Annotated in this window: 17 protein-coding genes and 1 pseudogene; 9 read left to right on the top strand and 9 right to left on the bottom strand. The window is 60.6% G+C overall.

What is annotated here, in order from left to right:
- Positions 1 to 298: 298 nt before the first annotated feature.
- Positions 299 to 1387 carry a low-specificity L-threonine aldolase gene (gene ltaE, locus VGG64_26595; protein HEY1603201.1) on the bottom strand — a complete coding sequence of 363 codons (1089 nt, stop codon included), beginning with the start codon at positions 1385 to 1387 and terminating at the stop codon, positions 299 to 301.
- Positions 1388 to 1567: 180 nt separating this feature from the next.
- Here ltaE and hisD point away from each other — a divergent pair, with 180 nt between their 5' ends.
- The 5 genes and pseudogenes from hisD to hisB all read left to right on the top strand — a co-directional run bounded on the left by hisD (position 1568) and on the right by hisB (position 7051).
- Positions 1568 to 2935, top strand: a complete 1368-nt coding sequence (gene hisD, locus VGG64_26590; protein HEY1603200.1) for a histidinol dehydrogenase — start codon at positions 1568 to 1570, stop codon at positions 2933 to 2935.
- A gap of 168 nt (positions 2936 to 3103) precedes the next feature.
- Positions 3104 to 4231, top strand: a pseudogene (hisC, locus tag VGG64_26585) (histidinol-phosphate transaminase).
- 3 nt (positions 4232 to 4234) lie between these two features.
- Positions 4235 to 5620 (top strand): TAXI family TRAP transporter solute-binding subunit, encoded by a 1386-nt coding sequence (locus tag VGG64_26580; protein ID HEY1603199.1) that lies wholly within the window; start codon positions 4235 to 4237, stop codon positions 5618 to 5620.
- A gap of 127 nt (positions 5621 to 5747) precedes the next feature.
- On the top strand, positions 5748 to 6302 hold the full coding sequence (locus tag VGG64_26575; protein HEY1603198.1) for an inorganic diphosphatase: 555 nt from the start codon (positions 5748 to 5750) through the stop codon (positions 6300 to 6302).
- A gap of 155 nt (positions 6303 to 6457) precedes the next feature.
- A complete protein-coding gene (hisB, locus tag VGG64_26570; protein ID HEY1603197.1) occupies positions 6458 to 7051 on the top strand; it encodes an imidazoleglycerol-phosphate dehydratase HisB in 594 nt (197 codons plus the stop codon).
- A gap of 19 nt (positions 7052 to 7070) precedes the next feature.
- On the opposite strand, the gene VGG64_26565 is transcribed toward hisB, so the two are convergent.
- Positions 7071 to 8087: a Gfo/Idh/MocA family oxidoreductase gene (locus tag VGG64_26565; protein HEY1603196.1), complete on the bottom strand. Its 1017-nt coding sequence runs from the start codon at positions 8085 to 8087 to the stop codon at positions 7071 to 7073.
- Between the two features lie 560 nt (positions 8088 to 8647).
- Here VGG64_26565 and VGG64_26560 point away from each other — a divergent pair.
- On the top strand, positions 8648 to 9091 hold the full coding sequence (locus VGG64_26560; protein HEY1603195.1) for a thioredoxin family protein: 444 nt from the start codon (positions 8648 to 8650) through the stop codon (positions 9089 to 9091).
- A 101-nt stretch (positions 9092 to 9192) separates the two neighbouring features.
- Here the strand turns inward: VGG64_26560 and VGG64_26555 are convergent, their stop codons facing one another.
- Together VGG64_26555 and VGG64_26550 are read right to left on the bottom strand one after the other, a co-directional pair.
- A complete protein-coding gene (locus VGG64_26555; protein HEY1603194.1) occupies positions 9193 to 10062 on the bottom strand; it encodes an alpha/beta fold hydrolase in 870 nt (289 codons plus the stop codon).
- Between the two features lie 94 nt (positions 10063 to 10156).
- Entirely contained in the window at positions 10157 to 10648 is a 492-nt protein-coding gene (locus tag VGG64_26550; GenBank protein HEY1603193.1) for a hypothetical protein, read from the bottom strand.
- A gap of 328 nt (positions 10649 to 10976) precedes the next feature.
- Here VGG64_26550 and VGG64_26545 point away from each other — a divergent pair, with 328 nt between their 5' ends.
- Both VGG64_26545 and VGG64_26540 read left to right on the top strand, forming a co-directional pair.
- On the top strand, positions 10977 to 11630 hold the full coding sequence (locus VGG64_26545; protein ID HEY1603192.1) for a hypothetical protein: 654 nt from the start codon (positions 10977 to 10979) through the stop codon (positions 11628 to 11630).
- Positions 11627 to 13480 carry a DEAD/DEAH box helicase gene (locus VGG64_26540; protein HEY1603191.1) on the top strand — a complete coding sequence of 618 codons (1854 nt, stop codon included), beginning with the start codon at positions 11627 to 11629 and terminating at the stop codon, positions 13478 to 13480. Before VGG64_26545 ends, VGG64_26540 begins: the two co-directional genes overlap by 4 nt.
- A gap of 42 nt (positions 13481 to 13522) precedes the next feature.
- Here the strand turns inward: VGG64_26540 and VGG64_26535 are convergent, their stop codons facing one another.
- From VGG64_26535 to holA, 5 genes are all read right to left on the bottom strand, one after another.
- Entirely contained in the window at positions 13523 to 13744 is a 222-nt protein-coding gene (locus tag VGG64_26535; GenBank protein HEY1603190.1) for a hypothetical protein, read from the bottom strand.
- A gap of 6 nt (positions 13745 to 13750) precedes the next feature.
- Positions 13751 to 18112, bottom strand: a complete 4362-nt coding sequence (locus VGG64_26530) for a PVC-type heme-binding CxxCH protein (GenBank protein ID HEY1603189.1) — start codon at positions 18110 to 18112, stop codon at positions 13751 to 13753.
- Between the two features lie 267 nt (positions 18113 to 18379).
- Positions 18380 to 19522, bottom strand: a complete 1143-nt coding sequence (gene solA / locus VGG64_26525) for an N-methyl-L-tryptophan oxidase (GenBank protein HEY1603188.1) — start codon at positions 19520 to 19522, stop codon at positions 18380 to 18382.
- 141 nt (positions 19523 to 19663) lie between these two features.
- Positions 19664 to 21202, bottom strand: coding sequence for a hypothetical protein (locus VGG64_26520; GenBank protein HEY1603187.1), 1539 nt, complete (start codon positions 21200 to 21202; stop codon positions 19664 to 19666).
- A gap of 367 nt (positions 21203 to 21569) precedes the next feature.
- A complete protein-coding gene (holA, locus tag VGG64_26515; GenBank protein HEY1603186.1) occupies positions 21570 to 22616 on the bottom strand; it encodes a DNA polymerase III subunit delta in 1047 nt (348 codons plus the stop codon).
- 361 nt (positions 22617 to 22977) lie between these two features.
- Here holA and VGG64_26510 point away from each other — a divergent pair.
- Positions 22978 to 23654: hypothetical protein (locus VGG64_26510; GenBank protein HEY1603185.1), on the top strand; the 677-nt coding region annotated here is incomplete at its 3' end.

Below are 23654 nucleotides of genomic sequence, written 5' to 3'. Positions count from 1 at the left end.
TTCGGCCTGAGATGCGCGGGGATCCGCTCTAGAATGCATGACATGCCGACCGGCTCCCAAAAGACACTGCGCGGACAGAATTTCTCAGAAATCGCCAATTTCCCGGCAAATGCGCATCTGTCCGGTCAAGGTCGTCAAGTTGCGAGACCGTTGAATAATTCCATAAATTGAATAAATCGGATGCGCGGTGCCCACTTTTTATAGGGGTGTTTACCCCGGAAGATGGCCGCGTGAGAGTAGGTGGCGCATCCCGTCGAAGTTTGCCGTGTCAGGTCCAGGGATGTTCCCGACGCGGCGATTATGCGTAGCCGCTTTTAGCACGCGCCGGGGCTGGCGAGACGCCGGCGCCCATACGGACAACCTCTTCCAGAATCGTGCAGGCTCGCTCGACTTCGGACCGGGTAACGTCCAGATGAGTCACGGCCCGCAAAAGTTGTGGGCCGAAGGGATGCGTGAGCACGCCGCGCGCCGCGAGCCGATCGTGAAACGCCGCAGCGGTACCCAACTCGGGCGCGATGTGAAAGATGACGATATTCGTGTCGACCTGGGCTGGGCGTAATTCCAGCCCGTCGATCCCGCGCACAGCGTCGGCCAGTAGCGAGGCATTGGCATGATCTTCGGCCAGTCGATCGACGTGGTTTTCCAAGGCGTACAAGGCCCCCGCCGCCACGATACCTGCTTGCCGCATTCCTCCGCCCAGCACCTTGCGATGACGAACGCCCTGTGCGATCAGCTTGCGCGGCCCCGCCAAGGCGGAACCAATCGGTGCGCCAAGTCCCTTGGAAAAGCAAACGCTCACGGTATCGAAGTGCTCGGCCCACCGCGCGGCCGCCACGCCCGAAGCGACCACGGCGTTGAACAACCGTGCCCCGTCGAGATGCGTTGCCAAGCCCTGGCCGTGAGCCCAGCGGTAAATTTCTGTGACGTTCTCCAGCGGCTGCACACGGCCGCCGCCCCGATTATGCGTATTTTCGAGGCAAACCAGCCGCGTGGGGGTGCAATGGGGATCGTCAGCCCGCACCAGGTCGGTCATTTGCGAAACGTCGAGCACACCAAAATTACCTTCGACGGCACGCGTGCTGACGCCGCTGAGCTGCGCGGCTCCGCCTTGCTCGTAATTGACAATGTGGCACTGCGCTTCACAAATCAGCTCGTCGCCGCGCTGGCAGTGCAGGCGCACGGCGATCTGGTTCGACATCGTGCCCGACGGAACGTACAGGGCGGCTTCTTTACCGAGCATTTCAGCGAGTCGATCTTGCAGCCGATGAACCGTCGGATCGTCGCCAAAGACGTCGTCCCCTACTTCGGCCGCGGCCATCGCAGCCCGCATGCCGGGCGTGGGGCGCGTGACCGTATCGCTGCGCAAGTCGACGGGGCGGTCTGGCATGGGGCACTTCTTTGTGCGGCGGGAAGGAAGTAGGCCCTCGCGGCAAGGGCCGATTGCGTTCTAACGCGCGTTCTACCGAGCGACAAGGCCGGTCTCGAATCGCGCCCGGGAAGCTGGGCTTTCGCTGTAGGCAGGTAGCGATCACAATTGGGCTTTGCCCTCCCCAAACGTAGCGGGACCATGAGCGCTAGCGCCTTGCACATTCCTCGACTCGATTCGCGCCGCGACGATTTTCGCGCTACTCTGACGGCGCTGCGCAGGCGGTTGAGCCCGCAGGGTGACGTGGTTAGCGAGGCTGGCAAGCGGCGCACGCAGGAGGTGTTTGGCGAACCGCTGTCGCCGGCGCAAGTCGTCGAGCGGATCTGCCGCGACGTGCGTGCCTCGGGACTGACGGCGGTTTTGGATTATGCGGCACGCATCGACAAGGCGACACTCACACCGCAGACGATCCGCGTGCCGGCCGAGGAGCTGGCCGCCGCCCACCGCCAAGCTGCGCCAGAGTTTCTGGCCACGATCGAACGCGTGCGCCGCAACATACTCGAGTTTCAGACCGCGATTCTGCATCACGATGTGACGGTCGAGCGGCCAACGGGCGTGCGACTGCGCCAACGCTATTTGCCGCTGGATCGCATTGGTATCTGCGTGCCAGGAGGTGCGGCTAGTTACCCTTCGACCGTGTTGATGACGGCCGTACCGGCGCAGGCGGCGGGGGTTCGCGAATTGGCCGTCGTGGCGCCGCCGACTCCGTTTGGTGCGTATAGCCCCGATTTGCTCGCCACCTGCCACGCTTTGGGAATCCGCGAGGTCTACCGGCTCGGCGGAGCGCAGGCCGTGGCGGCGCTGGCCTATGGCGTCGAGGGATTGCCCAAGGTGGACAAGATTGTCGGGCCAGGTAATTTGTTCGTGGCATTGGCCAAGAAGTTCGTCTATGGCGATGTCGACATCGACTCGATTGCCGGCCCCAGCGAAGTGGTGGTGATAGCCGACGAGACGGCACGCGCCGACTTTATTGCTGCCGACATGATCGCCCAGGCCGAACATTCGCCCGCGGCCAGTGTCCTGATTTCTTGGCACGAAGTGTTGCTGGCCGACACACAAGCTGCGCTGATTGGCCAACTCGCCGGTTTGACGCGAGGTGACCTGGCACGGCAGAGCCTGGCAGAATTCGGAGCGATGGTATTGGTCGCCGACGAGCAACAAGCAGCCGCGGTTGCCGATGAGATCGCACCCGAGCACTTGCACCTGGCCACCAGCGATCCGCAACACCTGCTGTCAATGATTCGCCACGCGGGAGCGGCATTTCTCGGACATTACAGCCCGGTAGCACTGGGAGACTATGTCGCCGGCCCGTCGCATGTGCTACCGACCGGTGGAACCGCGCGATTTGCCAGTGGACTGTGTGCCAACGACTTCTTGCGGCGTACCAGCGTGATCGAATACAGCGAGTCGGCCTTGGCGGCCACCGCCGAAGACGTGCGCATCCTGGCCGAACGAGAAGGTTTGACCGCGCATTATGCCAGCGTGCAAATTCGCTTGCCTAAACAATAGTTATTAACACGTTTCACTACGGAGACACGGAGACAATGCAGAAGGCAAAATGATGAATGCGGATATCGGAACGGACATGCGGATGCTGGTCCGCTTCATCAATCCGCATCCATCATTTCTCTCTGTGTCCCCATGCCTCCGTGGTGAATCCCCCCGCTGAAGCTATTTATGTCGTATTTTCGTCCTGACATCGACCGACTTGTGGGATATGCGCCGGGCGAGCAGCCGCAGGCCGGCAAGTTCATCAAGCTCAATACCAACGAGAATCCTTATCCCGCGTCGCCGGCGGTGGCCCGCGCGATTGCGGCCGTGGCCGAGCGGGGGCTGTCGCGCTATCCCGATCCGCTAGCGACTGGCTTTCGCGAGCGCGCGGCGTCGGTGTTAGGCATCGATCCAGAATCAATCCTGTGCGCGAACGGTAGCGACGAGATCTTAACGCTGGTCACGCGGGCTTTTGTTCCGCAAGGCGACCTGCTGCGGCTGCCCTATCCGAGCTACATCCTTTACAAGACCCTGGCACAAATTCAGGGGGCCCACAGCGAAGAAGTACTCTTTGGACGTGATTGGACGCTATCTGACTCATTCGCCGCGCCCAAGGACGGATTGCGGCTGGCATTTTTGCCTAATCCCAATAGCCCATCCGGGACCCTGATTTCGCCGGCGCGCGTCTTGGAGTTAGCAGATCAGATGCCATGCCCGCTCGTATTGGACGAGGCCTACGTCGATTTTGCCAGCACCAATTGCCTGGCTCTCGTCGCGCGCAATGAAAAGATTATGGTGTCGCGCACGCTGAGTAAATCGTACGCTCTGGCCGGGCTGCGCTTCGGCTTTCTGGTGGCGCAACCCCATATGATCGCGGGTTTACGCAAGGTCAAGGACTCGTACAATTGCGATGCCTTGTCGATCGCCGCGGCGACGGCCGCGATCGATGATCAGCAATGGCTGGCTGAAAACCGCGCCAAAATATTGGCGACGCGCGGCAGATTGACCGACCGGTTACGCGCGTTGGGCTTCGCGGCCGTGGCCTCGGAAGCTAACTTTGTTTGGGCGCCCCACACACAGTTGCCAGTCAAACCGATGTACGAACAATTAAAGCAAAAGCACGTTCTGGTTCGTTATATGGATTACCAAGGATGGGGCGATGGCTTGCGCATTTCTGTGGGAACTGACGATCAAATAGACGCCTGTCTCGCGCTGCTGGAAACTATGGTCTAGGCGTCGGTAGCCGGGATCGGGGGCTATCGACGGGTTGTGCGGAGTTTGTCTCGCGAATCGTTGGCCGGCCTGTCGGAATCTCGCATGTCTCATCTAGAACTGGCACGTGCCGCCTTGCGTGGCCGTATTCTGGCCAATCGGCTGGTGGCAATGGTCGGCCTGCTGTTGGTCGCGCTGACCATTTTCCTTTGGTTTCGCGCCGACCGTCCACGCGAGCATGCGCTGCGCATGACAGCGGGCGACCCGCTGAGTCATCGTCACCAGTTGGCGGTCATTCTCTGCGAGGAGGCTGCCAAGCACGGGCTCGATATCCAATTGATAGATACCACGGGGTCGCACGAAGCGCTGACTAAAATTGCCGACGACGAACTCGACATCGCTCTGGCACTGGGGGATTTCGACGTTCCCGACGAAAAAATTCGACAGGTCGCCGTGCTCAATGGCGAGGCCCTGCACGTTTTCGTTCGACCGGAATTGATTGACGTCGGAGTGGCAGGTTTACGCGGAAAGATGCTAAGTCTGAGTACTCCAAACTCCAACACGCATCGGGCAGCCGATCGATTGCTGGACTTCGTGGGCTTGCAATCTGGCCGGGATTTCGTCGAGAAGGACTATTCCCACGCCGCGCTGTTGAATTTGACCGATGACGACAAGCCCGACGCCATCTTCGCGATCACCTCGCTCCCCTGGATCGAAGTAGGAGAATCGCTGGTCAAACGGCACGGCTACCGGTTGATGGAGCTACCAATGGCCGACGCGGTGGCGCTGCGCAATCCGGCAGTAAACGACATCGTGATACCGGCCTTTAGCTATAGCATCGATCCGGCCGTGCCCGCTCGACCGCTGCACACGATTGGCCAGCGATTGTTGATCGTTGCCAACCGCACGACGCCTGACGCGGCCATCGAACGATTGATGAAAGTGACGTTCGAGAGCGAATTCGGGCGTCGCGCCCGGCTGCCATTACTAGACCCCAACGCGGTGATGACGGTCCGCGAGTTTCCCCTGCACACAGGCGCGCTAAAGTACCTGAACCGCAATCAACCGCTGATCAGGGCCGATTCGATCGATAAAATCGAGAACCTGCGGAGCTTCTTAGTGTCGGCCGGATTGGCTGCTTTCCTGTTCTGGCGATGGCACAAGCGCCGTAATTTGATCGGATTTGAAACCTACATAGACGCCGTCAGCGAGCTCGAACTCGCGGCACTGGCCATGGAACGCAAGGGTCCGCTCGATTTTGCTCTACTGCGTCGCCTACGCGGCCACCTTAGCGAGCAGAAAAACGAGGCGTTAGAACGCGAGTCCGAGGGAACGCTCAGCGGTGAAGAGCAGATGAATAGCTTTCTGGCTCACGTGCTGGATGTGCGCACTTACCTGGATGCTTTGCTGAGCCGTGAGCCGATCGCTCAGGCGGTGGCGCCCGCCACGGACCAGACGATGGATCGGCAAGCTCAAGAAGAAATCAATTAAAAAGCGTCGTTGGTTAGACGATTGCGGGCCTCGCTGCCCGCTTGACGAAAATCGGGCAACCGGTCCAATGACGCTCTCTGCAGTTCACGGTTACATGAGTTTTTACCGCTGACGAGTTGAGAGATACATGACACACGCCTGGCACGAAGTTTCTCCCGGACCTAAATCGCCGGAAGAATTCACCGCCGTGATTGAAATTCCCAAGGGCTCGAGCGTCAAATACGAGCTCGATAAGGAAACCGGCCTGTTAAAACTGGATCGGGTGCTCTATTCCGCTGTCTATTACCCGGCCAACTACGGTTTCATCCCGCAGACGCTGGCCGAGGACGATGACCCGCTCGACGTGCTGGTGCTGTGCCAGGAGCCGGTGGCGCCCTTGACCTTGGTGCGCTCGCGTCCCATCGGTTTGATGACGATGATCGACACCGGCAAGCGCGATCACAAGATTCTGGCCGTGGCGCTCGACGATCCGGAATACAGCAGCTACCGAGAAGCCGGCGAGCTGCGGTCGCATCACCTGGCGATGTTGCAGCGTTTTTTCCTCGATTACAAAACGCTAGAGGGCAAGGCTGTCGAGGTCGAGGCTTTCCAGCCTGCCGCCGGTACGCTCGCTGTTATTAACGATGCCTTGCAACGGTACAGCGAGGTGCGGCGTCGCGGCTTTCAGCGCCAGAAGTCTTGAGAATAACCGAGTGATAGTCTCCCAAGCGTAAGGTATAGGGGCCCAGGCTTGGCATCCTAACACGCTTGGCTGCCTATGTTTCTGGCGCTCATTCCGCGGACGACCCCAAAGGCGGGGCAGGCCGCTGGGCGCTTTTTTGGTGGTATCCTTGACCTATGGCACGTACTGCGCAAATCCAACGTAAGACCGCTGAGACCGAGATCGAGTTGGAACTCGATTTGGACGGCGCTGGCGCTGCGCAGGTCGCAACCGGCGTCGGTTTCTTCGATCACATGCTCACGCTACTGGCAAAGCACGCGGCCATTGATCTAAAGGTAAAGGCCAAGGGCGATCTCCACGTCGACCAACATCACACGGTTGAAGACGTAGGCATTTGTTTTGGCCAGGCGTTACGCCAAGCACTTGGCAACAAGGCGGGCATCCGCCGCTACGGTCACTTCACTCTGCCGATGGAAGAGACCCTAGTGACGACGGCGGTCGATCTCGGGGGCCGATACTATTTAGTATTCAAGGCCGATTTCACCGCTGCGAAAATTGGTGACTTCGACAGCGAGTTGGTCGAGGATTTCTGGCAGGCGACAGCGGCTAACGCCCTGGCAAACCTGCACGTGTTGGTACACTATGGGCGGAATAATCACCATATTGCCGAAGGGATCTTCAAATCCACCGCCCGCGCTCTGCGAATGGCCGTTGAGCTAGATCCTCGCATGCCCGGCGTACCCAGCACCAAAGGAACGCTCAGTTCGTGAGCGGCCTGGCGTGCCGAGCCTAGACCACTAGTGGCATCCTCTTGCCTTGGGCATGACTGGCTCGGGCCTGCAGGACGACGGCCAGTGCGCTATAGGAATCGACCAGGCTCGAGGTGTTTCGCACCAGGCTGGTAACGGCGCGATGGAACTGGCCGAGTAGTAGCTCGCCGACCGGACGTTCGCTATCGAGTGACTCCTGATGCCGTCCGAAGCTGTCGAACCAGACCAAAGTCGCCGGCAGATCGACAAAAGCGATGCCATTCTCACATGCCACTTGCAGTGCTGCGGGCGGACGATAGGCCAGCGCCTCGTGCCAAGACGATTGCATGTACTGCCCACAGCTAATCTGCGCGATGGCATCGGTCCCCGGGGCCGCGGGTCCGGAGAAGTCGAGGCTCATCATCTGGTAGTCGTCTTCCAGATCGTCGCGCGCCGCCATATGCCGCAGGCCTAAAACCGACGTAGGAGACTTCCCTACGACATACGTACACCAATCCACGAGTTCGATAAGGTCGCTCGTCGGCGAGCCATGAATCGAGGCCCGGGCCGCGGCGCCGGTGCCGTGCTCGACCGGCACGCGAGTATGGCAGAACAGCAGCCGTGGCGCACCCAGCCGGGTGGCGATCAACTCCTTCAGCCTGAGCGTGGCGGGTGATAGGCGACGCGGGAATTCGGCCATGAAGGCCACGCCCGCTTTCTCTACGCGTTCCTTCACCTGCCGTGCTTGGTCGAGGTCAAGCTCCATGCTGAACGCACAGTAGATTGCTTTTCCGGCATCGCAGGCCGCCAGGATTGGCAGGCAGCCATACCACTGGGGTGCGAGCATCAGCACGGCATCGATATCGTCACGTTGCGCCAATGCGCGAAAGCCGTCTACCTGCTTCGCATTGAATTCCCGCGCCGCCTGTTCGGCACGTAGCGCCACCTGATCGAAAATGGCGCGTACCTCGTAGCGGTCGTTCAAGGACCGCAGCGCAGCCCGATGTCGGACTTCCCAGTTATTGCCAAGGCCGACGAGGCCGACACGAAGCTTCATTGAGATGGCTGTTCAGGAGCAGTTGCTGACGCCGCGAGATTTGACTTTTTTTGGCAATCGAGGCCCGGTAGGTCAGCAAAACCCAGGCCAAAACATGCCACGGAGCGGAAAGGTCGAGATTATACCTCGACTTCAGGTAAGGGCTCAACCGGAGGCTGGCTGGAAGTCCAACAATTTTTGGGACTTGTGTCGGGTCGGCATTGTCGGCGCGCTAGGAGCTAAGCGAAGTCCTGCCCGGTTACGACATTTTGCCGGAAAATTTTACGCAATTTATCGTTGCACCTCCATTTTACCTGGCTAAACTGAGCAGACTCTCACGGCATCGGTCAAGCCGGCCAGTGTGTCGTGTCGCTAAAAGTTGAAACGACTCGTCGACGCGTTACGGAAAGTGAAGTGTTGAGCCAAGGAGATCGACACGGCCGGCTGCTCTGGCTCGCCTGCGACGTTCGCCCGCCCAATCGCACCTGCTGACCGCGTTCCATCCCCTGATTTGAGCCTTCCTGGCTACCTGTCGGCCAGGAAGCTATCTGCCCCTAAGACACGCAATCTAGGAGAACGACATGACGACGATCTCTCTCGCGATCGCACTACAGACCGCGATCTTTGCCACGACGACCAACTCATATGCAGAGGCGCGTGCCAAGACCTCTGAGACCGGTAAGCCTTTGGTGGTATTGGTTGGCGCCGATTGGTGCCCTGCCTGTCAGCAGATGAAGAACACCGCACTGCCGCAAGTCGCCAAACGCGGTGCTCTGGGAAAAGTCGCCTTTGCGGTGGTGAACACCGATCACGACCGCGAATTGGCACATCAACTCATGCGGGGGGGCTCAATCCCGCAGTTGGTCATGTATCGCGAAACTCCCACCGGTTGGAAGCGTGAGTCGCTCGTCGGCGCGCAAGACCCTGCCGCGATCGAATCGTTCATTAATCGTGGTTTGGAAGGCCTCAAAGCGCCCGACACATCGCTGGGGAATGCGGATACGACGCCGGCATCGCAGCAGTAGGTGTCATCTGCGGCAGCAGACGGCTTGCTGCCCTTCCGAGGGCCGGTGTCTTTGCCGTCTGTTGGCTCTATGCGACGGCAAACGATTGATCGCGCGCTCGCCTAATTCGCTAGTAATCGTTTGACGGCCCGCTCGATCCGGGTCCACAATTCGGCATACATACCGGCGTAGAAATGATCGGCGCCGGTCACCAGCATCACCTGTCGGCGTTCGTTGCCGGGTAACTCTGCAATCGCCTCTGGCATGCCGCGAAATGCTGCGCTCGTCGACAGTTCTTCCGTTCCGTAGGTGACCACCAGAGGGCAGGCCACACGCTCAATGTGCTTTAGCGCGTCGTAGCGCTCTTCAGGACCATACTTGTCGAGAAAGCCTTCGGCCGAAATCGCATAGGGGAGTGGAAAAAGGATCTCGATTAACTCGCGCGGCCGACCATGGCGTACCAAATCGTGTGCCCGTCCGTAATCGCGAAGAAACTCTTCGGCGCGCGTATCGTCCAGAAATCCCGAGTAGGACAAACGCGGGGGCGAAATCGCAGCTACCCAGGCTACGGCCGGATCAGGGCGCATGGCTTGCGAATAGATCGCCTTGACGGCGCCCAGGCTGTGGCCTAGCAAGCCAATTCTTTTGAAGCCGCGTTCGCCCAGTAGCCGCAGCCACGCCGTTATATCGTGACAACAGGCGTCAACAATTTCGTAGGCGGCGCCCTGTAGGCGGCGGCCGACCGGGGCGCTGGTCGAACTAATGCCGTCGTGGCCGCGCGTATTGACCAGCAGAGCCGCGGCGCCGGTTTCGACAATCGCGGCAGCGAGGCTTGCCATCAGATTCGACGAGTAGAAGTTACTGCCAGTCCCATGCAGGCAAAGAACGGCGTCGACGCCTAGAGTCGGTTGCCCGGCGGCGGCCGGCGTACGAAGGGCGCCATCCAGCCGGAGTCCGTCTTCGGTCGAGACGTTTACGAGGTCGACAAGCATGATGGGGAGCAGCGAAAGGCGAAGGAAGGATGATTAACGTTGGCCACGCCCACGTCCCATCCAGCACTCGTCATTCTACGTTTACCGCGACCTGCTAAGAACCGGCCGAGCCCGAGGGCTGACCGCCGGCGCTACCCAGCTGCGCGAGGACTTGGAGAACGCCATTGAGATGAGCCAGACGCGGCCCGAAGCGATCAACGAATTCGGTGAGCATGAATTCGCCGTCGGCCAGCGCGTCGGCATTGGCGTGTACTTCGGCCGTCAGGGTATTCAAGAATTCCGTCTGCACCCGACAAAGGGCTTCAGCGGCTTGCCGGCAATCCCGCGCCAGGGAAGGATTGGCCTCCTTCCACTGCGTCAACTCCTGGGCACGTTGTCGCTGCGCCGTCCCGAACTGATTCACCGCCGTCGTGACCTGCGAAACGAGTTCTTCGAGCAACTCGTTTTGGCGGTCTTGGGCCGCTACGAGATCGCGTAGCAACCGTGTCTGCTCGGGGTCCGAGCGTTCAGGCACGGGTGTGCTGCTAAGCGTGCCGGCCGAGATATCGACTTGCGTGAACAGGGGCGGCGTAGGACGTTCTTGCATCAATAGAGCCTTTCTCGTTCTGTCGGTGCTCGAAGTTACCAGTATAAGCAGTACGGGGGGAAGATGTCGAGCATTTTGATCGCGGGTCCATCAGGCAGCGGCGTCATTTGCGTGCCACGCGACAATGTCGAGAGCACCATACCCGGCAAGCAGTTGCATCGATCGCGCGGCGTGCTGTCGGTGTTCAAATGCACCACTGAACAACTCGCTCGTGTTCGGTTTACAGCGATAGCATCGATAAAGTCCGCTGGAAGCGCGACCCGATGCTATCCATACGGCCCGCTCTCTATCTGACCCCTTCCCGCTCTCAGCCCGCACGTCTCGCACGATGACCGATTCCCACGCTGAGTCGCCGCCTGCGCTCGGCTTCTTGACCGTCGTCGATTCCGCGCCGCACGGCCTGATCGGCGGCTATCTGATCCTGAATGCGCATGCTCGTCCGTTGGAGTTCCACTGTACGGTTCCTATCCGCGCTAATCGCGCGCAAGAAATCTTGTACGGTCCAACGCTCGAGCCGTATTTATACGGAGAGCAGATTGCAGGCACGCTGGTCAAAACGTCGACCTTGCAACCGCTGGCGGTCTTCACAGATTGTCCAGCAGCGCTAGCTGCCGCGGCACACGTCGATCCGCCGCTATGGCTCGTCATGCCTCCGCTCGGTGACGAAGGCGATGTGAACCGCCTAGAGGAAAATGCGATCACGGTCACGCCGAGCAAGAGTGCCATGGACGTCGGTAATATCGCGCCGCCAATCCGCCGCACGGACGACGCTCATCGGATGTCCGTGGGCATGTCGTTGACGCGCTTGGGCCGCAACAATCTGGCGCGGCCTTTGGCGGGAACCTTGTTGCATACGGGCAGGGAAACCACGCAGAGCGGCCTCTCGGAGCAACTCACTGAGATCGCGACGAGTCTTGACCTATCGGAGCCGTTTGAGCGCATTCGTGCAGCGATCCAGGAAGCGCAACGAGGCAACCGATGACCGCTCCCGTGGCCTGGTCATGGCAAAAGCAGGCCGAGCAGCCACCGGAGACCTGGTCGCTCGTGCTATCCGCCTTGACCACTATTGGCGGCCCTCCCGGTGACAAAGCGAGTGAGCCCGAAGCTCAAAAGCCCGCCACGGCGGCTGACCTTCTAAAGCATTTTGACACAGCATCGACACCAGGCAGCAGGCCAATCCCCAGATCGCTGGCGAGCGGTGTCAATGCTGTACCGCCGAAGGTCGTATCGATTCAACTTCGGGCGCCGCGTTTTGCGGTGCGCAGCTATCAGTTCACTCCACGGGGTGACGACCACGCGCGGGCCCTGCCGAAGTCTGCGGACGAGGCCCCCGCGCCATCAGCGCCTCTTTCGATTGGCACAAGCCCCGCTTGCCGATCGTACACGCGCGTTAAGCCGCCCGAGGACGTGATCGGTTTGGTCGACCGGCTGTCAGTGCTGTTGGAGCCGCCGCTAGAGTCGCTGTTGGCCGGTGAGTGCCTGGAGTTTCCGGCCCAGCCCTTTCCGTTTCAGATGGAGGGGGTGGCGTTCTTGTATCCGCGGCACGCGGCACTACTGGCCGACGAAATGGGTCTGGGCAAGACGATGCAGTCGATCACGGCGATGCGGCTGCTGATCCATACCCGTGAAGTCCGACGCGTGTTGCTGGTCTGCCCCAAGCCACTGGTTTCGAACTGGTGCCGCGAGTTCCATCGCTGGGCGCCAGAATTGCCCCTATTGGTAATCGAAGGCGACCGAGCGAAGCGACGTTGGCAATGGCAGCAGGCCGAGGCGCCGATAATGATTGCCAATTACGAGCTCCTGCGGCGTGATACGGATATTGTCACCGCCCCGGATTTACATTTCGATCTGGTCGTATTGGACGAATCGCAACGGATAAAAAATCGTTCTGGCAGCACGTCACAGGTTGTGCGGGCGATTTCGCGCACCCGAAGTTGGGCGCTGACCGGCACGCCCGTCGAGAACAGCCCCGATGACCTCATAGGCATTTTTGATTTCCTGCGTCCGGGCCATCTTAGTTCCAGCATGAAGCCGCGCCGCCTGGGGCGCGTGGCCGGCGATTACGTGTTGCGACGGACGAAATCGCAAGTGTTGGCGGACCTGCCGCCGAAATTGTTTCGCGATGCCGATTTGGATTTGCTTCCCGAACAGCGCGAGTCGTACCGACTGGCCGAAGAAGAAGGCGTGCTGCGACTTACCGAGATGGGTGATGCCGCCACGATTCAACACGTATTCGAACTAATCTTGCGGCTGAAGCAGATCTGCAATTTCGACCCGGCCACCGGTGCCAGCGCCAAACTTGAACGCCTGACGGCCGATATGGAAGAGGTGGCGGCCAGCGGCCAGAAAGTGCTAGTCTTCAGCCAGTGGGTAGAGACTCTGACGACGCTCCGCAAACGGTTAGCGCGGTTCAAGCCGCTCGAATATCACGGCAGCGTGCCAGCCGCGAACCGCGACGGCGTGTTGCGCGAATTCCACGACGATCCGCGTCGGCATATCCTGCTGTTGAGCTACGGAGCTGGTGGCGTGGGACTGAACCTGCAATTTGCCAGCTACGTGTTTCTCTTCGATCGCTGGTGGAATCCCGCCGTCGAAGATCAAGCGATCAACCGTGCGCACCGGATTGGTGCCGCAGGGCCTGTCACGGTGACGCGATTTCTCAGCCCCGGAACGATCGAAGAACGGATCGAGCAAATACTGCGCGACAAGCGCGAGTTGTTCGATGCGATTTTCTCGGGCGCGGCCACGCCGCGTCTAGGGCTGTCGCAGGAACAGATTTTCGGACTGTTCCGACTCAAATGTCCGGCAGGACCGGTGCACGCGGCGGGGTAGAGCGGGCCACGCAGGGTCGTTTGAGCAGCCAATCGCGTTGCGCTACTCGGGCGTTTCGACTGGCGCGTTCGAGCTGTCACGTCCCTCGCCTACGGTTGGTTGGGCAGGATCCTCACCGAGCGAATATGTGAGCGTTCCGATGGTTTGAGAGATCGAGGGGACGAGGAATTCAGTCTCGGGAAAGAGCCGTCGTGTGTCGGCTCGTACTTCGTCGCTGAATCCTGGATCAATAATCGTTGCGACGGCTGCGGCCCCGAGCCACATGCGCTCTCATTCGACGGTCTCGACCGTCGCTGCCATCACGACCGGCGCCGTAGCGTCATCTCCCTTGATGAATTCGACGCGCTCGATTTCCACGCGGCGCCGCGGCTCGATCGATAGATAGCGAATTTGCTGGTCGCGCAGGCGCGCTGCGAACTTCGAGCCGGGCACGTCCACCTGGCGGATGTAATCGGCGAAATGTTCGCCGTTGCGCAATGGGTGGTCTTCAGCCTGACCGTCCGTATAAACCAGCCGTACGGTCATTGTTAGCGATCCTTTCTGACCTAGCGGATATCCCCAACCGCTGACGCCACTCAACAGGTGGAGTGTCTTGGCGGGCGCATTACAGGGCACACTCACCACCTTGGGCATTTGGGGTGGGTAAGTGCCGTTAGGACTGTAGAGCATGATGACGTTACGCACCCGGTCACCGCGTGGATCGATCAGATGAAACGGGATGCCACACAGTTTACGCGGGTTCCAGTCGGTGAAGATCAGCCGCTCGGCCGTTGCCGCATGGTCATAGAACATGCCGATGGTGCTCACGGCGGTTGCTGCCTTATCGAGTGGCAACGGAAAATACCGTCCGCGCGCTGCGAGAAACTCAAGTAGATTGACCAAATCTTCGCTGGGCAATTTTTCAAAACCCTCGGGCATGATCGATTGCTTCGAACTGGTGAGCTCGTCGATTTCATCGCGCAGGATCACTTGCTTGCGCGCCTCGGCGTCGAGTAGTTCGATCGTGGTGCGCGTCTCGGAAGCCATCAAACCCGAGAGCACACGACCATCGCTTGTGACCACGGTGTACTGCTGGAAATTACCCTCGACCGACCGGTTGGGATCGAGTACGTCGGTAAGGATGTCGACCCGCTTGCGCGCCGCCATGCCGGTAAGGTCCGGTCCAACATTGCCCCCCGCGCCCCCGTGGCGATGGCATTTGGCACAGTTTTTCTCGAACACCAGCTTGCCGGCAACGGCGTCACCGCGCTTGTCGGCCAGGGGACGCAACCGGTCGAAAACTTGCTGCCGGTCCGGGTCTGCCAACCGGCCGCCGCGCGCAAGAAGATTTTGGGCCGCTTGTCGCAATTCAGCGTCCGCGTGATTGGCCAATCGCTGTTCGACTTCCACCGAAAGGCTGGCCAGTGGAACGGCGTTGGCATTCAGTGCCGCCAGAAACGCCCGCGTCCATTCCGGCCGGCGCAGCAGCACGGCCGCCGCTTTACTCTGTGCATCAGGAGTGAAGCGCGTCCAGGCTTTTACGATTGCGGATCCGACTTCTGGTGCGTTTGTCCGGCCGAGTCCTTCGAGCACGCCTACGGCAAACTCGGGGCTGGCCTTGGGGGTAATCAACTCGGCGACTTGCGTGGCACCCTTTTCATCGATACCCAGAGTGAGCGTCCCCGTTAGTGCCGCTAAGCGAGCATCGTCAGAGCGTTCGGCATCTGCCACCTCGGCCAATAGTGCCGCACGCATCTCCGCTGCCGCAGCACGCAAGCCGTCGCCAGCGCCCCAACGGTTGGCGAGCGTGATGACCGGTAATCCTGCCGAACCGGGTAGACGTCGCAGCAATCGCGCGAATCCAGCTTCCAAGTCCTTGTTGATTTCGGGAGGTGCGTCGGTCGGCCAGCCGGCGGCCAGGCCGGCCACTGCGGCACTAGCTATCGACGGGTCCGCATCCGCCAACGCGTTTAGCATCTCCGCGACGGCCGACGAAGGCATGCTCCGTGCGTAATGCTCCGCGACCGTGCGGATCGTTGCTACGAGTGGTTTCGGCGCGGGCTCTGGGACGCCAGCTCGCGCAGCAACAAAAATGAAGTCCGCGGCGGCACGCGCCGCAGCACTCGTGGCGGCTAGCGGAATCCAGCGATCTTTCGCGGTTTCCGGCTGCGACAACAGTTCCACCATGGCCGAGGCGGTGTGGACATCGCCCGGCATTTCGGCGAGCGCCAACAGCGCGTCTAGCCGAACTTGCGCGTCCTGGTCTTTAAGGAACGCCAGCACGGATTTCACGGCATCCTTGCTGCGCGGTAGAAAACGCAGCGCGACGCGACGAAGATCCGAGCCCCGCTGCGGTTCGACCGACAGTATGTCGGCACAAGCTTTTGCCAGGTGGTCTACGATCGAGGACTTTGAGGCAATTGCCTGCCCGTCTCTCTCGCTGCCTCCTTGCTGGGAAGAGGAGGAGACGGATGTAGTCGCCGCATTCTCGCCACGGCACAGGCCGGCCAGCGTGGCGACGGCATGCAGCGCTGCGTCGGAGTTGCCGTCTCGTGTGGCGAGTTGCACGAGCTCAGTTGCTACGTCGCCCGAACCTCGTTCGACGAGCAGACGCTGCGCCTGCAAACGCCAGAAAAGGTTTTCGTGCGAAAGGCCGGCAAGCAGCGCAGCGGATTTGTCGCGATCCAGGTGCGGCGCGGGCGCGCCGGCGTTCTGACCGTACACGACTCGATAGACGCGACCGTGCGCCTTGTCGCGGAGCGTCGTCTCGTAGGCGTTGCCCGGCCCCGTCTGAAACCCGTGCGGCGTCGGATTGTGTTGCACGACGTAGTTGTACCAATCAAGCACCCACACGGCCCCGTCGGGCCCGACTTGCGCAGCAATGGGGGCCGACCAGGGATCGGTACTGGCCAGTAAGTTGTAGCCGTCGTGGGCGACAAAGCTGCTTCCCTGGGGAACAAGCCAGTCAAGATGCACCAGGTGACCGGTCGGCTCGCACACCAACGCGGCGCGGTTCCAATATTCAGGAGGAAAAGTCCGCGCCGTATACAGCTCGTGTCCCGAGGCGGCCGTGAAGGCACCGTGCCAATCCATCTGTCGCACATCTTCGGCGATGGGGTGATAGTGCTTGTGATCCTCAATCGTTCTGCTGCCGGCGCCATGCCAGCCGCGGACGCTCTCGAAGTACCGGTTGGGTATGGCCAGGAAAATGCTGTGCTCGTTGTTGGCCGTCGAGGCGAAGATATCTCCCGCCGCCGAGAGGCCCAAACCCCAGGTGTTGTTGCTCGTCGACGTTAAAACTTCGAAATCACTGCCATCTGGCCGAAACCGGTATACGCCCTGCTTGAAATTGTGTTCGACGTCATGCACACGCACCGCACCGCCACTGTAGCCCACGGCGGCGTAAACCCAATTGTCGAGGCCGTAATGCAGATTCGAAGTCACCGCATGCGTATCGCGTCGGCCGAAGCCGGTAAATAGAACCGTGCGTTTGTCGGCACGCAGGTCGCCGTCGGTATCTTCCAGATATAACAGGTGCGGCGCGACAGCGACGATAGCTCCGCCGCGCACGGGAAGGACGCTCGTGGGCAGGTTCAATCGATCGGCGAATACCGTGAACCGATCGGCTCGGCCATCGCCGTCGGAATCTTCGCAGATTTTGATGCGATCATCGCCGTTTTGCTGAGGATCGTCGCGCAGTGTGTTCGGATAGTCGACACTCTCGGCCACCCACAGCCGGCCGCGTTCGTCGAAAGACATAGCAATCGGCTTAACGATATCGGGCTCCGCCGCGAACAGCTCGATGCGAAAACCTTCGGGCAGATGCACGTGCCGTTGCGAGTCGGCCGGCGAAAGTGGTTTGGGCATGCGCTTGAGGCGGTCCCCTTCGGTGCCCCATTTCTCGCCCGAGACGTAGTTTGGTAATCCCTCGCCGGCGTCGATGTATTCCGTAGCCGGCACGTCGTCCTTTACTCGGCCGGCTGCCCAGCGTATCGCGGCCACCAGTTGTCGGCGGTACTCGGGGACGCGCCACGTGCGTTCGTCGTGTCCCAGGGCGGAATAGTAAACGCGTCCTTTGCCCTGTTGGCGAACCCAGGTGTAGGGCTCGTAACCGTTCAGATGCTCGCGCACCATCAGCACCTGGCGATCGTTCGACAGTTCGTTATGGACGTACGTTTCGTCCCAGCTTTCAAAGCTCGTGACACCGCGCAGGGCCGGATGTTGAGCGTCGATGATCTTGGCGCGGAACTCACCTGTTTCGTGATGATCAAATCGCCCGCCGACGAGCGCCGTATATTTTGTGCTGTTCCGAAAGCAGTGCGAGGCACAATGGACGGCGACCAAACCATTGCCACGATCGATGTAGGCCAATAGCGCGGCTTCGGCTTCTGGAGGCAGGTCGCCACTGTCGCGATAAATAAGCAGGCAATCAAAGCGGCTCAGCCGGTCGGCGGTCAGTTCGGCGACGTTTGCGGTGTAGGAAAGGTCGATACCATCTTTTGCGAACTCCGCAGCCACCGCCGCGTGAATCACGGCGGGCCGATGATGTCCCTGATCGCCGAGGAATAACACGCTCAGCCGATCGTCGGCCTGCGCCGATAACCCTGCGTCGGCCAATAAAATGACGGCGATTAAGTTTCTGAATGCGGTCATCTGCGATTCGACTCCTTCAGTCGCTCCGGTATAGCTCGCGCCCGCCGGGCGGTGTAGTTGACTCACCGCGGGCCGCGAACAGCAGGCTTACACTGACGAAGCGCAACTCAACACCAGTGCGCTCAGGGCAATGGTAACCGGCGCGAATACACCAAGCAGGATAACTTGGCTCGGCGCTGCCCGCCACAAGAGGTCGCCCGCGAGACAAAGTCGGTGGTGAAGGATGTCACCACTTCTTCGCGTAGGGGCAGATCGCAAAGCCGTTGACTACTTAGGGGTTTGCAACGCTGCACGGTTGCAGGCGAGAAAGTCGATCGGCAAGGAACTGCGGCCGTCGAGCGCCAGATCGGCCAGGGCCTCGCCCAACACGGGCGCAAATTTAAACCCGTGCCCTGAAAGTCCGGCGGCGAAAGAAATGCGCTCGTCGCTCGGTAGCCGGTCGACTATGAAATGCTCGTCCGGACTCATTGTATACATGCACACGGTGTGCGCGACGAGGCGAGGGGAAACTTGCGGCAGGAACTCATTGATGAACTGTTCCACCCGCGCCTGGTCATTGCGGTCGAGTTCTCGGTCGATTGTCGCCGGGTCGTCGACGATTTGCCCGCCCGAGTGTTCGGCAACTTTAATCTCGCCAGGCTCAACTTCTGGGAAGCCATAAAAAACGCCCCTCGGCGTCTCGTACAAGAATGCCGGGCAACCGTTCGACGCTCGATAAACCGGGGACGCGGTGGCGAACCAGAACAGTGGCTTGCGTCGCACGACCAGCGGCACGCCAAGCTCGGTCAACCAGCGGCTCCCCCAGGGGCCAGCCGTGATCACGAGTCGGTTTGCGGTGTAGCGACTGCGCACCGTTTCAACTGTAATTCCATCCGTACCCGTACGAAAATCAATTACCGCTTCATCAGTCGACAATGTGGCGCCGGCTTCACGGGCGTCATCGAGATGGGCTTGGACACATTGCTCGACCTGTAAAATGCCCGCCCGCGGTTCGTAGACTCCGGCGAGAGGCGCTGGCACCGCGTAACCGGGCCAGCGACGTTCGATCTCTGTTCCGTCTAGCCGTTCGACGTCGAGCCTGTGGCGCGCGGCGCTCGCCATCACGCCCGGCAGGACCGTTCCATCGGCCCTGCCAACTTGCAGCAGCCCCGTCTCGCGAAACAAGGACCTGCCGCGGCGCGCGCTCAGATCAGTCCACAGCGTGTAGGCGCGCAGCACCAAGGGCACATAGTCGGGATGTTCAAAGTAGGCCTGGCGGATCAATCGCGTCCGGCCGTGCGAGCTGCCACGATCGTGCGCCGGCGGGAACTGATCGAGCCCCAGCACTCGGACGCCACGTCGGGCGAGAGACGATAGCGCGGCGCTGCCGATTCCACCGGTCCCGAAAACGATCACATCGTATGCAGCCATGGGACCGTTCTAGCTGCCCAATAGCGAAATCACCATCGGTTGATCGCAAATTGGTCCGACGCGTTCAAGAAAAACGTTGAGAAATACCGTCTGCCGGCACTGCAGTGAGCATTTGCCGGTATCGTGCCGAGGTGCCCCGCGTTATTTCTTTTCTTTGACAGTGAAGTCGAGCGAAGCCTTGCCGGTCTTCTGGCCCAATGTGTCTTCGATCGTCAATTGCAACGTGTAGGCGCCGTCGGGAAGCGGCTTGGGTAGATTCAGGCGATAGCGCACAAAGTAGTCGCGCCGCGGATTCTGACAATACTCTTCCATTGTTTGCGGGTCGACGCTTGCCATTTTGGCACCTTGCTTGTCGAGTACCTGGTAACTGCTCTTAAGCGCCGTGTGGAAGCCCTTGGGCGACTCGTCGCTCTTGAAGTTTTCGACCTCGGCGTACAACAGCACGGGCTGGCCGGGCGCGAACTCTTTTTCGGCGAATTTGGTGACTACGCCATAGCTGGCAACGTCCGTGCAGAATGCAATGTTCTTGACCACGAGTGGGCTCAATTGCCCAATGCGATTGGCCGTCTCGGTCAAGCGTTGATGGGCAGCGGCGACTCGCTGGCTGGCATCGGGCGTGGTTTGCACGTCGAGCAGCGTGGCCATGCCTGCCAACTGCTTGCTCCAGTACTCTTGTTCGGCAGGACTCGCGCCTGCGATAGGTTTGAGGGCGTCGTCACGGCGACCGGCCGCAAGGTACAACATCCTCAGGCTGGCTTGCCGCGAGACGTCGGTGGCGTCCTTCGTGGGGGTCTGCGCCTGCTGCTCCAGCGCGGCAATGGCAGCTGTAAGTGCCGCCGAAGTCGTTGGGTCCGTGGCAGCCGTATACACCACTGGCTGGACGGCCGGGCTGCTTTTTTCGTCCGGTTTGGTGGCCGCTGCGCTTTGTGCAGTGCTGGGGGGAGGGATCGGCGTCGCGGCCGCCACAACCAATTGCGGTGGCTCAGCGAGGCTGGCCGCGGGCTGAGGGGTCTGCGGTGGTGAAGCTGGTTTCGATGGATCAGCAGCAGTAGCAATGGCCGTTGCCGGCGCGGGGGGGGCAGCAGACGGACTTGTTACTTGTTGGGGAGCAGCCTCTTTTAAAGCGACCTGACCTGCGCTGGCAGCAGCCGGCAACGCAAGCGCGCTCCAGGGTGATTGCTGCGGCGTTAGTGGCGCCGCTTGCATGCTGGACGCGACCGAAACGGCACGCCCATCTCTCACCTCTGGCGGTAGTGTACCTGGCATTGTGCCGACACTTGCGGCCGCGCCGGGCTGCTGGAGAGATGCCGGCCCGCGACCCTGGTAGGCCAACGACGAGCGATACGTCTGCATCAGATGCGGCCACAACGAGGGATCGGTCTTTTGCATGTCGTCGATCAGACGGGCCTGCACGCCCGGATCAACAGTACCGATCGAATGAAGTTGTACCATCACGTCGTTGAGAGCGCGCGGTTCGATGGCGGTCGTCCCGGGGGCACCCGCCTGCTGAGCCAACATGCTGCCAGCTCGCGGGTCGTTTATTTCCGGTGCCACGCGGTCATCCGGCATCGGATTCGGGTTAAACCAACCCATGCCGAGTAGGGCTGGGCGAGGCGACGTCTTGGTAATCATCGGCGGCGGCGGGGCAGCGGCCGTGCAGCCCAAGCAGGCAAGAGCCATCGCGCAAACCAGCAGCCACGCGGCAAGTCTGCGATGGGCAGGGCGAGTTGCAACGGATTCGGGCATGGACGTTCGGAACCTTGCGCCAGCCATAAGGAATGCAAAACTCAATTGCGACATGCCTCTGCCGTTGGCAGACGTGTCCGGTCTGCGTGATGTCGAGCGGCGGAAGACTTCCAAGAAAGGCGGCGGGAGGATAAGCCAAAGCTGATTTGTCCGCAAGGCGTCGCTGAAAATGCTCGCGAACGCGCGACGGAACGGACAGCTGCCTGTTAAACGGGGTAAGTCGGGACGCGCCGGCATTGCCAAAAACCAGCAGTCGGTGCTATCGCTCGTCCAGTGGGCAGCGAGTCTTCCGGCAGACGCTTTAGGCCGGCGTGGCCGCCGTCGATAACCGCGCAATCAGCCGTTCGAGCGCGATACGCGCCCGCGCGGGCGCCGAACTAGAGCCCTTCAATGCCAAATCGGCTTCCAGGACCCAGCGGTAAAGATTGGCACTTCGTTGTCGGCCGAGTTGTCGCAATTGGTTCTCGGCCTTCCCCAGCACGAACGTTTTGAATCCGGCTGCCTCGAGCGCGTGCTTGAGGTTGACGCGCCGGCCGGTCCGCTCTGCCTGGTCGACCAGGCGTGCGGCAGCCGCAAAGCGACGCAGCGTCGAGCCGATCTGTGCCAAGATGCCAACCGGATTCTCGCCGGCCGACAACAGTCGCTCAAGTTGCAGAATGGCCTCGGCCGCATGCCCTGAGGCGGCCAGGTCGAGCATGTCCCAAGTGGTTTTAGTGCGCCAGCCGCCGACGAGTTCACGGACCAGCTTGGCGTCGATCGTGCCGTCGACACCAGCCGACAACGCCAGTTTGGCCAATTCCTGGTCCAACAGACCCAAATCCGGCTCCAAGGTATCGAGAAGCAACTCGGCCGCCTGACGATCGAGCCGGGCGCGATGTATTTTCAACGCTCGTGCGATCAGCCATTTCGCAATCGCAGGCGTGCTGGGTGTCTTGCATTCGATCGACAGACCCTCGGCCGCCACGGCTTTGGCCAGCTTCGTGTTCGATGGCCAGCCCGCTACCTCCAGTACAAGAACACCGCTGGACTTTGGCTTGGCGACATAGGCTTCCAGTGTTTGTCGATGCCGTGAGACAAAATCATCGGCATCGCGCAGAATGACGAGCCGCCGGCCCGTACCGAACAGTGCGACCGTCGACAGGCAGTCGAACACTTCATGCACGCTGGCTTCATCACCGCGGAACTCGGACAGCGAGAATTCGCCATCTTGGTCCCCCAGCACGGCGGTACGTAAATGATCGAGCGACTCTTGCTTGAGAAACGGTTCGTCCCCAAAGATGGCGCACACCGCGGCAACTGCCGGTACCGGCCGATCGAGAAAGTCCAATGCCGTTGTTACGCCGGACATGTGTGTTGGGCTTCGTCGTTGCGCGAAAGTTGGTGATTAGAGCGTCAGGGCCGAAGGAGGCCGTCTAGATTGTAACGGCGTTTGCGGCCCCGTGAATCGTGCGGCGGCGGAGCTTGGCGAGACCTGACCGCGATTGCGGAAAAACCTAAATTTTATCCGCAGGGCGATTGCGCTTTGAAGTTCCCTTGCTCGCAAGCATTTTCAGAACCCGCTTAAGGCCGAAACCTAGAGGTCCCGTGCCGGGATTGCAAATGGCGGCAACAGGTGCATACTCCGAAGTGGTCGCTCGCGGCCAGCAGATTGAATTGTTGCCCAAAGGTAACGAGTAAAGGTGCAAAGACAGCCGGGAGGGCGATTGCTCATGTGCCGAATGTTCATCGAATTGGCGGCGATGCCCGTGATCTGGGTTTTGGCTCTAGCGATGCCCGCCGCAGCGGCTGATCCAGTCGCGCCGTTGAAAATCGCCACGTTTCGCGTGGATGCCACTCCTCCGCTTGGCAGCCCGCTGTGTGATGGGGCGGTGCCGCCCGTCGCAAAAGTTGACGACCCGCTGTCGGCGCGCGGGATCGTGTTATTGGCGGGCGAACAACCAATCGTATTGTGTGCTGTCGATTGGGTGGGAATCGGCAATGCGGGGCATCAAGCCTGGCGGCAGGCACTGGCTGATGCCGCCGGTACCACCGTGCATCGTGTGGCAATTCACGCGGTCCATCAGCACGACGCACCCGGTTGTGATTTTCTGGCCGAAGAATTGCTCGCCGCAGCCGGCTTGAGCGGTCGGATGTTCAACGTCGAATTTGCACAGCAAACCATTGATGCTACCGCAGCCGCAGTTCGCGCCGCCATCAAGACGCCGCGAACCGTCACCCACCTTGGGCTTGGGCGGGCGACAATCGAGCAGGTCGCGTCGAATCGGCGCATTCTGGGACCGGACGGCAACGTGCAACACGTGCGGTGGAGCTTCACTGCTGATCTTGTGGCTCGCAATGCTCCGGAGGGGATTATCGATCCTGACGTGCGACTGATCGGCTTCTGGGA

Source organism: Pirellulales bacterium (assembly GCA_036490175.1).
Classification (GTDB): Bacteria; Planctomycetota; Planctomycetia; order Pirellulales; family JACPPG01; genus JACPPG01.
This window is presented reverse-complemented; position numbering and strand designations above follow the sequence as displayed.

Bases quoted from the DNA above. Each gene is read 5' to 3' on its own strand.
- ltaE (HEY1603201.1), bottom strand. From the start codon at position 1,387: ATGCCAGACCGCCCCGTCGACTTGCGCAGCGATACGGTCACGCGCCCC.
- hisD (HEY1603200.1), top strand. From the start codon at position 1,568: ATGAGCGCTAGCGCCTTGCACATTCCTCGACTCGATTCGCGCCGCGAC.
- VGG64_26580 (HEY1603199.1), top strand. From the start codon at position 4,235: ATGTCTCATCTAGAACTGGCACGTGCCGCCTTGCGTGGCCGTATTCTG.
- VGG64_26575 (HEY1603198.1), top strand. From the start codon at position 5,748: ATGACACACGCCTGGCACGAAGTTTCTCCCGGACCTAAATCGCCGGAA.
- hisB (HEY1603197.1), top strand. From the start codon at position 6,458: ATGGCACGTACTGCGCAAATCCAACGTAAGACCGCTGAGACCGAGATC.
- VGG64_26565 (HEY1603196.1), bottom strand. From the start codon at position 8,087: ATGAAGCTTCGTGTCGGCCTCGTCGGCCTTGGCAATAACTGGGAAGTC.
- VGG64_26560 (HEY1603195.1), top strand. From the start codon at position 8,648: ATGACGACGATCTCTCTCGCGATCGCACTACAGACCGCGATCTTTGCC.
- VGG64_26555 (HEY1603194.1), bottom strand. From the start codon at position 10,062: ATGCTTGTCGACCTCGTAAACGTCTCGACCGAAGACGGACTCCGGCTG.
- VGG64_26550 (HEY1603193.1), bottom strand. From the start codon at position 10,648: ATGCAAGAACGTCCTACGCCGCCCCTGTTCACGCAAGTCGATATCTCG.
- VGG64_26545 (HEY1603192.1), top strand. From the start codon at position 10,977: ATGACCGATTCCCACGCTGAGTCGCCGCCTGCGCTCGGCTTCTTGACC.
- VGG64_26540 (HEY1603191.1), top strand. From the start codon at position 11,627: ATGACCGCTCCCGTGGCCTGGTCATGGCAAAAGCAGGCCGAGCAGCCA.
- VGG64_26535 (HEY1603190.1), bottom strand. From the start codon at position 13,744: ATGTGGCTCGGGGCCGCAGCCGTCGCAACGATTATTGATCCAGGATTC.
- VGG64_26530 (HEY1603189.1), bottom strand. From the start codon at position 18,112: ATGACCGCATTCAGAAACTTAATCGCCGTCATTTTATTGGCCGACGCA.
- solA (HEY1603188.1), bottom strand. From the start codon at position 19,522: ATGGCTGCATACGATGTGATCGTTTTCGGGACCGGTGGAATCGGCAGC.
- VGG64_26520 (HEY1603187.1), bottom strand. From the start codon at position 21,202: ATGGCTCTTGCCTGCTTGGGCTGCACGGCCGCTGCCCCGCCGCCGCCG.
- holA (HEY1603186.1), bottom strand. From the start codon at position 22,616: ATGTCCGGCGTAACAACGGCATTGGACTTTCTCGATCGGCCGGTACCG.